This window comes from Streptomyces spongiae (genome assembly GCF_009377185.1).
Taxonomy (GTDB): domain Bacteria; phylum Actinomycetota; class Actinomycetes; order Streptomycetales; family Streptomycetaceae; genus Streptomyces; species Streptomyces spongiae.
On sequence record NZ_VJZC01000425.1, the window covers coordinates 1 to 8,731 of the forward strand.

At 68.4% G+C, this 8,731-nt stretch carries 7 protein-coding genes, 1 tRNA gene and 2 pseudogenes; 2 read left to right on the forward strand and 8 right to left on the reverse strand.

Features of this window, described 5'->3' with window-relative positions; genetic code table 11:
* Nucleotides 1-7 precede the first annotated feature (7 nt).
* Nucleotides 8-1,387 (forward strand): annotated as a pseudogene (locus tag FNH08_RS36860) (phosphoenolpyruvate carboxylase); the annotation flags it as partial.
* Nucleotides 1,388-1,464: 77 nt separating this feature from the next.
* Here the strand turns inward: FNH08_RS36860 and FNH08_RS36865 are convergent.
* The 8 genes and pseudogenes from FNH08_RS36865 to FNH08_RS36900 all read right to left on the reverse strand — a co-directional run bounded on the left by FNH08_RS36865 (nt 1,465) and on the right by FNH08_RS36900 (nt 7,747).
* Nucleotides 1,465-2,175, reverse strand: a complete 711-nt coding sequence (locus FNH08_RS36865; protein ID WP_152775890.1) for an LPXTG cell wall anchor domain-containing protein — start codon at nt 2,173-2,175, stop codon at nt 1,465-1,467.
* A gap of 184 nt (nt 2,176-2,359) precedes the next feature.
* Nucleotides 2,360-2,857, reverse strand: a complete 498-nt coding sequence (locus FNH08_RS36870; protein ID WP_152775891.1) for a hypothetical protein — start codon at nt 2,855-2,857, stop codon at nt 2,360-2,362.
* A 106-nt stretch (nt 2,858-2,963) separates the two neighbouring features.
* Nucleotides 2,964-3,566, reverse strand: a complete 603-nt coding sequence (gene pth / locus FNH08_RS36875) for an aminoacyl-tRNA hydrolase (protein ID WP_152775892.1) — start codon at nt 3,564-3,566, stop codon at nt 2,964-2,966.
* Between the two features lie 96 nt (nt 3,567-3,662).
* The gene (locus FNH08_RS36880; protein WP_152775893.1) at nt 3,663-4,256 is read right to left on the reverse strand and encodes a 50S ribosomal protein L25/general stress protein Ctc; all 594 of its coding nucleotides are present in this window, start codon (nt 4,254-4,256) and stop codon (nt 3,663-3,665) included.
* 182 nt (nt 4,257-4,438) lie between these two features.
* Nucleotides 4,439-5,410, reverse strand: a complete 972-nt coding sequence (locus FNH08_RS36885; RefSeq protein WP_322726090.1) for a ribose-phosphate diphosphokinase — start codon at nt 5,408-5,410, stop codon at nt 4,439-4,441.
* 110 nt (nt 5,411-5,520) lie between these two features.
* Nucleotides 5,521-6,969 carry a bifunctional UDP-N-acetylglucosamine diphosphorylase/glucosamine-1-phosphate N-acetyltransferase GlmU gene (gene glmU, locus FNH08_RS36890; RefSeq protein ID WP_322726091.1) on the reverse strand — a complete coding sequence of 483 codons (1,449 nt, stop codon included), beginning with the start codon at nt 6,967-6,969 and terminating at the stop codon, nt 5,521-5,523.
* A 123-nt stretch (nt 6,970-7,092) separates the two neighbouring features.
* Nucleotides 7,093-7,164: transfer RNA gene (locus FNH08_RS36895), tRNA-Gln, on the reverse strand.
* A gap of 83 nt (nt 7,165-7,247) precedes the next feature.
* Nucleotides 7,248-7,747, reverse strand: a pseudogene (locus tag FNH08_RS36900) (hypothetical protein).
* A gap of 167 nt (nt 7,748-7,914) precedes the next feature.
* On the opposite strand from FNH08_RS36900, the gene FNH08_RS36905 reads away from it, so the two are divergent.
* A partial coding sequence (locus FNH08_RS36905; protein ID WP_228034574.1) for a sensor histidine kinase occupies nt 7,915-8,731 on the forward strand: 817 nt, incomplete at its 3' end.

Sequence of the window (8,731 nt, forward strand, 5' to 3'; positions counted from 1 at the left end):
ATAAGAGACAGCCGCCCCGCTGGACGCGTCGGGCGCCAAGACCCTCGGCGTCTTCGAGACCGTCAAGAAGGCCCTCGCCGTCTTCGGACCCGAGGTCATCGAGTCGTACATCATCTCCATGTGCCAGGGCGCCGACGACGTGTTCGCGGCGGCCGTCCTCGCCCGCGAGGCCGGCCTCGTCGACCTGCACGCCGGCTGGGCCAAGATCGGCATCGTGCCGCTGCTGGAGACCACCGACGAGCTCAAGGCCGCCGACACCATCCTGGAGGACATGCTCTCCGACCCCTCCTACCGCCGCCTCGTGGCACTGCGCGGCGACGTCCAGGAGGTCATGCTCGGCTACTCCGACTCCTCGAAGTTCGGCGGCATCACCACCAGCCAGTGGGAGATCCACCGCGCCCAGCGCCGCCTGCGCGACGTCGCCCACCGCTACGGCGTACGGCTCCGGCTGTTCCACGGCCGCGGGGGAACCGTGGGACGCGGCGGCGGCCCCTCCCACGACGCGATCCTCGCCCAGCCCTGGGGCACCCTGGAAGGCGAGATCAAGGTCACCGAGCAGGGCGAGGTCATCTCCGACAAGTACCTCGTGCCGTCACTGGCCCGCGAGAACCTCGAGCTGACGGTCGCCGCCACCCTCCAGGCGTCCGCCCTCCACACCGCCCCCCGCCAGTCGGTCGAGGCGCTGGCCCGCTGGGACGCGGCCATGGACGTGGTGTCGAACGCGGCGGAAGCGGCCTACCGCAAGCTCGTCGAGGACCCGGACCTGCCCGCGTACTTCTTCGCCGCCACGCCCGTCGACCAGCTGGCCGACCTGCACCTCGGCTCCCGGCCGTCCCGCCGCCCCGACTCCGGAGCCGGCCTCGACGGACTGCGGGCCATCCCGTGGGTGTTCGGCTGGACCCAGTCACGGCAGATCGTGCCGGGCTGGTTCGGCGTCGGCTCGGGCCTCAAGGCGCTGCGCGAGGCCGGCCTCGACACCGTCCTGGAGGAGATGCACGAGCAGTGGCACTTCTTCCGCAACTTCGTCTCCAACGTCGAGATGACCCTCGCCAAGACGGACCTGCGGATCGCCCGCCACTACGTCGACACCCTCGTCCCGGACGACCTCAAGCACGTCTTCGCCACCATCGAGGCCGAACACGAGCTGACCGTCCGCGAGGTCCTGCGGATCACCGGCGAGGAGAAGCTCCTGGACGCCAACCCGGTACTCCAGCAGACCTTCGCCATCCGCGACGCCTACCTGGACCCGATCTCCTACCTCCAGGTCACGCTGCTCAAGCGCCAGCGCGACGCGGCCGCCGCGGGCGAGACACCGGACCCGCTGCTGTCCCGGGCCCTGCTGCTGACCGTCAACGGCGTGGCGGCGGGCCTGCGCAACACGGGCTGACGGCCGCCGCACAACGCGAGGGTGCCCCCGAGGCCGTACGACCTCGGGGGCACCCTTCTGCCTGTCCTGAGCCGCGCCTACCGCCGGCCGGCCCCGCCCCCGCGCCGGCGGAGGAGCAGGTAGCCGCCCCCGGCGACGAGCATGGCCGCCACGGCGGAGAGGGTGCCGACCGGGGCGCTGCTGCCGGTCTCGGCGAGGTCGTCGCCGGAGCCGCCGCCCTGGATGGACGGGGAGGAACTGGCGGAACCCGCCGGGGTCTCGTCACCGGCCGCCGAGGGGGAGGCCGACGCGGACGGGGACGCGGACGCGGACGGGTCGGAGGAGGGCTCGTTCCCGCCCGTGCCGCCTCCCGTGCCGCCGCCGTTGTCGTCGTCCGAGCAGTCCGTCCAGAAGACCTTGTGCTTGGCGGAGCCGTGCTCGCCGTCGAAGTTCCAGAACAACTTGTAGTGACCGTCGGGCAGCGTCAGGTCATCGGTGCGGCCGTGACCGTCGGCGTCCAGGGCAAGGGAACCCGACTTCACCGTCTGGCCCTTGACGTCGGCGGTCGGGGCCCACGCGTCGATGTGCCAGTCGACCTGCTGGACGCCGTCGAAGCCGAAGGCGTCGAGGTAGAACGTGCAGACGTGCGGCTCGTTCTTGTGGAGCTCCTCGCCGGTGGTCGCGTCGTGGATCTTCACGGTGCCGTTGTCGCCGGGCGGCGTCGCATAGGCGGCCGGGGCGGAGAGAAGCGCTACTGACGTGGCGACGCCGACGGCGAACGCGCCGCCGACGCGAGTGAGGTTGCGCATGGGCAAGTCCATCTTCGTGACGTGGAACGAAAGATGTGGAGGGGGCGGCTCAGCTTCCTGTTCCGTCGACATCCGGTCAAGTGGCTGAACTTCGCTCATGTCTGATACGTCGCGGATCGCCGTAAATATCCCGCATAACGATCGGAGAACGTACAGAGGGGGGATCAAACGTACAGAGGGGAGATCAGAGAACCACGAACGCGGCCGTGATCAGCGCGAGCCCGGAGCCCCCCAGCACCCACGCGGTCCGGTTCATCCGTAGACCGCCCGCCACGACCACCGAAGCGAGCAGCAGTGCACCACCGAACGGCACCCAGGAGTAGAGCAGCCCCGACGGCCCCGTACGGACGACGTCACTGCTGCCGGGCTTCACGGCGACCGAGTACGTCTGCCCCCGCTTCACCGCCACCGTCCGCTCGATCTCGACACGATCGCGCGCCCTCGACCCCTCGGAGGCCGGCGTATAGGGACCCGTGCACACGTCCCCCGCACACCGCGTCACCCTCATCGTGCCCTGCTCGCGCCCCTTGGTGAGCATCACGTGCTGCGCGGTGCCCCACGACGCCCACACACCCGCGATCAGGATCAGCGCCGCGACCGTTCCCATCGAGGCGAGCCGCCCCAACCGCAGCGCGACGGCCGCCCCTTCACGGGGCGCACGGGAGGCAGCGGTGGCAGGCATGGCCGAGATCCTTGGCCATGCCCCCGCGCTCGGTCAACTCACCTGGGTGACAAGTCGGCAGTTGTCCGCGTACATCGACCCGCCCCACACGGTCAGGAAGCACCGCTCAGGAGTTGTACGCGCTCTGCGCCCGCTCCAGACCCTCCGAGACGAGACACTCGACCGAATCGGCGGCGCGGTCCACGAAGTAGTCGAGCTCCTTGCGCTCGGCGGACGAGAAGTCCTTCAGAACGAAGTCGGCGACCTGCATACGGCCCGGAGGGCGCCCGATCCCGAAGCGCACCCGGTGGTAGTCCGAACCCATCGCCTTCGTCATCGACTTCAGACCGTTGTGGCCGTTGTCCCCGCCACCCAGCTTCAACCGCAGCGTGCCGTAGTCGATGTCCAACTCGTCATGAATCGCCACGACATTGGCCACCGGCACCTTGTAGAAGTCACGCAGCGCGTTCACCGGGCCCCCGGACAGGTTCATGTACGACAGCGGCTTCGCCAGCACCACCCGCCGGTTCGCCGGACCCGGAGGACCCATCCGGGCCTCCACCACCTGCGCCTGCGCCTTCGGGGCCCGCTTGAACTTCCCCCCGACCCGCTCCGCCAGCAGATCGGCCACCATGAACCCCACGTTGTGCCGGTTCATGGCATACCCGGGCCCCGGATTGCCCAGCCCCACGATCAGCCAAGGGGCGCCCGCGTCGGTCGTCACGTCCATGTCTCCTTCATACGCGCATCCACCCTCGAACGCGCCGGCCGCCGGGCCACACCTCACAGCGCGAACCCGGCGGCCGGAACAGGATCCGAGAAGGGATCAGGCCTCAGCGGCCTCTTCACCCTCAGCGGCCTCCTCCGTCGGCTCCTCCGCCTGGGCGGACAGGACCTGGAGGACGACCGCGTCCGGGTCGACGTCCAGGGTCACACCGGACGGCAGGGTGATGTCCTTGGCGAGGATGGAGGCACCGGACTCCAGGCCCTCGATGGACACCGTGACGGACTCGGGGATGTGCGTGGCCTCGGCCTCGACCGGAAGCGCGTTCAGCACGTGCTCCAGAAGGTACCCGCCCGGGGCCAGCTCGCCCTCGGTGTGGACGTAGATCTCGACGTTGACCTTCTCGCCACGCTTCACCAGCAGCAGGTCCACGTGCTCCAGGAAACCCTTGATCGGGTCACGCTGCACGGACTTCGGGATCGCCAGCTCCTTGGTCTTCCCGTCGATGTCCAGCGAGATCAGGACGTTCGGCGTACGCAGCGCCATCAGCAGGTCGTGACCCGGAAGCGTCAGGTGCAGCGGGTCCGAACCGTGCCCGTACAGGACACCGGGAACCTTGCTGTCACGACGGATACGACGGGCGGCACCCTTGCCGAACTCGGTGCGCGTCGCGGCGGTGATCTTCACCTCGGACATATGGATCACTCCTCGTAGAGGTAGATACGGACGTGGTCACCCGGCCACGAACGGCCTGCTACGAAGAGCGCGTCGATAACGGACCACCGAACCCGCAACGGGAACGGCCTCCCTCGCCGAGCAACTGCGGCAGTCTACTCGGAGAGGGAGGCCGTCCCCAAAAGGATCTTCAATAGAGACTGTTACTCGTCGAACAGGCTCGTCACCGAACCGTCCTCGAACACCTCACGCACCGCGCTCGCGATCGTCGGCGCGATCGACAGCACCCTGATCTTGTCCAGCTCCAGCTCACCCGGCGTCGGCAGCGAATTCGTGAACACGAACTCACTCACCTTCGAGTTCTTCAGCCGGTCCGCCGCCGGACCCGACAGCACACCGTGCGTCGCGGTCACGATCACGTCCTCCGCGCCGTGCGCGAACAGAGCGTCCGCCGCCGCGCAGATCGTGCCACCCGTGTCGATCATGTCGTCGACCAGCACACAGATACGGCCCTCGACATCACCGACCACCTCGTGCACCGTGACCTGGTTCGCCACGTCCTTGTCACGACGCTTGTGCACGATCGCCAGCGGCGCACCCAGACGGTCGCACCACCGGTCGGCCACCCGCACACGACCCGCGTCCGGAGACACGACGGTCAGCTTGTCCCGGTCCACCTTGCTTCCCACGTAGTCCGCGAGCAGCGGCAGCGCGAACAGGTGGTCGACGGGACCGTCGAAGAAACCCTGGATCTGGTCCGTGTGCAGATCCACGGCCAGGATCCGGTCCGCACCCGCCGTCTTCATCAGATCGGCGATCAGACGCGCCGAAATCGGTTCACGCCCCCGGTGCTTCTTGTCCTGCCGCGCGTAACCGTAGAACGGCACGATGACAGTGATCGAACGCGCCGACGCACGCTTCAACGCGTCGATCATGATCAACTGCTCCATGACCCACTTGTTGATCGGAGCCGTGTGGCTCTGGATCAGGAAGCAGTCCGCACCACGGGCCGACTCCTGGTAGCGGACGTAGATCTCACCATTGGCGAAGTCGAAGGCCTTCGTCGGGACGACCCCGACACCCAGCTCCTGGGCGATCTCCTCGGCAAGCTCGGGGTGGGCGCGGCCGGAGAAGAACATCAACTTCTTCTCGCCGGTCGTCTTGATCCCGGTCACAGCACAGTCTCCTCAGAGGTGTCTCAGCTGGGCATGAGAGGTCGTCTCAAGCTGGGGGGTGCGGGTTTGCACCTATCACGGTACGCCGTCCCCGACGCCCCCGTTTCCGGTCAGCTTTCGCTTTCGCCCTGGCGGGAGGCCGCTTCGGCAGCCTTCGCCGCCGCGCTCCCCGGACGCTTACGGGCCACCCAACCCTCGATATTCCGCTGCTGGCCACGGGCGACAGCCAGCGCACCGGGCGGCACGTCCTTCGTGATGACCGACCCCGCGCCGGTGTACGCACCGTCCCCGACCGTGACAGGCGCCACAAACATGTTGTCCGAGCCCGTCTTGCAGTGTGAGCCGACGGTCGTGTGGTGCTTGCTCTCACCGTCGTAGTTCACGAAGACACTTGCCGCGCCGATGTTCGAGTACTCACCGATCGTCGTGTCCCCGACGTAGGAGAGGTGCGGAACCTTCGTCCCCTCCCCGATGGACGAGTTCTTCGCCTCGACGAACGTCCCGATCTTGGACTTCAGGCCGAGGTGAGTGCCGGGGCGGAGGTAGGCGTACGGACCGACGTTGGCCTGCGGGCCGATGTCGGCGCCGGTGGCGACCGTGTTGTCGACATGGGCGCCGGCCCCGACCCGGGTGTCCGTCAGACGTGTGTGGGGCCCCACCTCGGCGCCCTCGCCGAGATGCGTGGAGCCGAGCAGCTGCGTCCCCGGGTGCACGATCGCGTCCTGCTCGAACGTGACGGTCACGTCGACCCAGGTCGTCGCCGGGTCCACGACGGTGACGCCCGCGAGCATGGCCTCGGTCAGCAGCCGGTCGTTGAGGATCCGACGGGCCTCAGAGAGCTGCACGCGGTTGTTGATGCCGGCGATCTCACGGTGGTCACCCGCCACCGAGGCCCCGACCCGGTGCCCGGCCTCACGCAGGATGCCGAGCACGTCGGTGAGGTACTCCTCGCCCTGACTGTTGTCGGTCCGGACTTTGCCGAGCGCGTCCGCGAGAAGCTGCCCGTCGAAGGCGAACACCCCGGAGTTGATCTCCCGGATGGCCCGCTGGGACTCGGTGGCGTCCTTGTGCTCGACGATCGCGGTCACGGCCCCGCTGACTCCGTCGCGCACGATCCGCCCGTACCCGGTGGCGTCGGGGACCTCGGCGGTGAGCACGGTGACGGCGTTGCCGTCGGAGGTGTGGGTCGCGGCGAGGGCCTGGAGGGTGGCGCCGGTGAGGAGAGGCGTATCCCCGCATACGACGACGACGGTCCCGTCGACGCTCCCCCCGAGCTCCTCAAGACCCATCCGCACGGCGTGCCCGGTGCCGTTCTGCTCGGCCTGGACGGCCGTCCGTACGCCCGGATCGATCTCGCCGAGGTGCGCGGCGACCTTCTCCCGGGCGTGCCCCACGACGACGACGAGGTTCTCGGGCTCCAACTCGCGCGCGGCGGCGAGTACGTGACCGACGAGGGAACGGCCACAGATACTGTGCAGGACCTTCGGTGTGGCCGACTTCATACGGGTTCCCTCACCCGCTGCGAGTACGACGACGGCTGCCGGGCGGTTGGCGCTCACGGGTGTGCCCTTCGGCTTTGGATGTGGGGTTTGGTCATCCGCAGGATACCGGGGGGTTGCGAGGGGGAAATGTGAGCGGGGCCTGACCCTTGCTTCTTGGGTCAGGCCTCGAACCGAGCACAGCTCCCCCGCCAGGACTCGAACCCGGACATATGGCACCAAAAGCCACAGTGCTGCCAATTACACCACAGGGGAATAAACTCGACCAAACTGGACATTTAGCCAGGTTGCCGAGCGGCGCCTCCTACTATGCCGCACCACCAGCCTTCGATGCGACGCTACAAGTCAGCTCCGTCGCGTACGTCGATGCGAAGACAGCCGTGGTGGTCCTCGTGGACGTTCTTCCGGTTGGTCCTCGGGTTGTGCTTCTTGAGGGTGGTCTTCAGGAGTTCGGCTTGCTCTTTGCGCCCTCGGCCCAGTAAAGCCCGACGCCCACCAGGAATAGCTCGCGGTCAGTCATGCACCCCACTGCCGCTGCTGCCAGTTTCGCGGTTTGCTGGCGTTCCTCCTCGCGCAGACGCAGCTTGGCCTCCCAGCCTCGTTTGCCGATTGCTGAAGCCTCCACACGGGTCCGCTTCCGGCGCTCCGGCCTCGGCAGATCCCGTACCCACAGCGAGATCGAACTCTTCGAGCACCCCAGTTCCACCTGGATCTGGTCGTACGTCCAGCCCTGGTGCCGGTCGCGGATCTGGCGGCGGCTGAGGCCGGCCCGGCGAAGCGTGACCGCCCGCTCCCGCAGCCCCTCGAAATCGGCGTACTTGCTCTGTGGATGTGCCATGGGCATACCGTCCGGCCGGAATGCGAGGTTCCAGGGTCGAACGGTGAGCGAATCAGCAGTTCGAGGGATTCTGGGCGGTTTCGCTTCCGTTCGATTGCGGAGCGTGGTGTGGGCCAGTACGCGAAACTCGCCGGAAAAGCGTTTGCTGGCGCCCGTAGGCTGGAGCTATGACCACGACGGGGGAAGACCGTATCGAGGCGGGGACCAGGGACGGACCCTGGTGGTGGGAGCGGCGGCGCAGTGCGGCGCTGGACGCCGGGCTGGCGTTGGTGTCCATGGTCGAGTGCGCGGTGCGGGGGTATCCGTTCGCACAGGACGCGGGGCTGCCCGTGGCCGTGGGTGTGGTGTTCGGATTGCTTGCCGGGTCCGTGCTGTTGGTGCGGCGGACGTGGCCCGTGGCCGTGGTGCTCGTGTCCATCGCGATCACGCCCGCGCAGATGGGCTATCTGATGGGCATCGTCGGCCTGTACACGCTGGCCGCGTCGGAGGCGCCCCGGCGGATCATCGCGGCGCTGTCGGGGATGTCGTTCCTGGGCGTGTTCATCGTCGCGTACGTGCAGACGACCCACGGGAACGTGCGCGGGGACGCGGCGGCGATGTGGGGGGAGTGGTTCCCGCCGTTCGTGTCGCTGACGATGGCGATCGGGCTGACGGCGCCGCCGGTGCTGCTCGGGTTGTACGTGGGGGCGCGGCGCCGGCTGATGGAGAGCCTGCGGGAGCGGGCGGACTCGCTGGAGCGGGAGCTGCAGTTGCTGGCCGAGCGGGCCGAGGAGCGGGCGGAGTGGGCCCGGGGTGAGGAGCGGACGCGGATCGCCCGGGAGATGCATGACGTGGTGGCGCACCGGGTGTCGTTGATGGTGGTGCATGCGGCGGCGTTGCAGGCCGTTGCCCGGAAGGATCCCGAGAAGGCCGTGAAGAACGCGGCGCTGGTGGGGGACATGGGGCGGCAGGCGTTGACGGAGCTGCGGGAGATGCTCGGGGTGC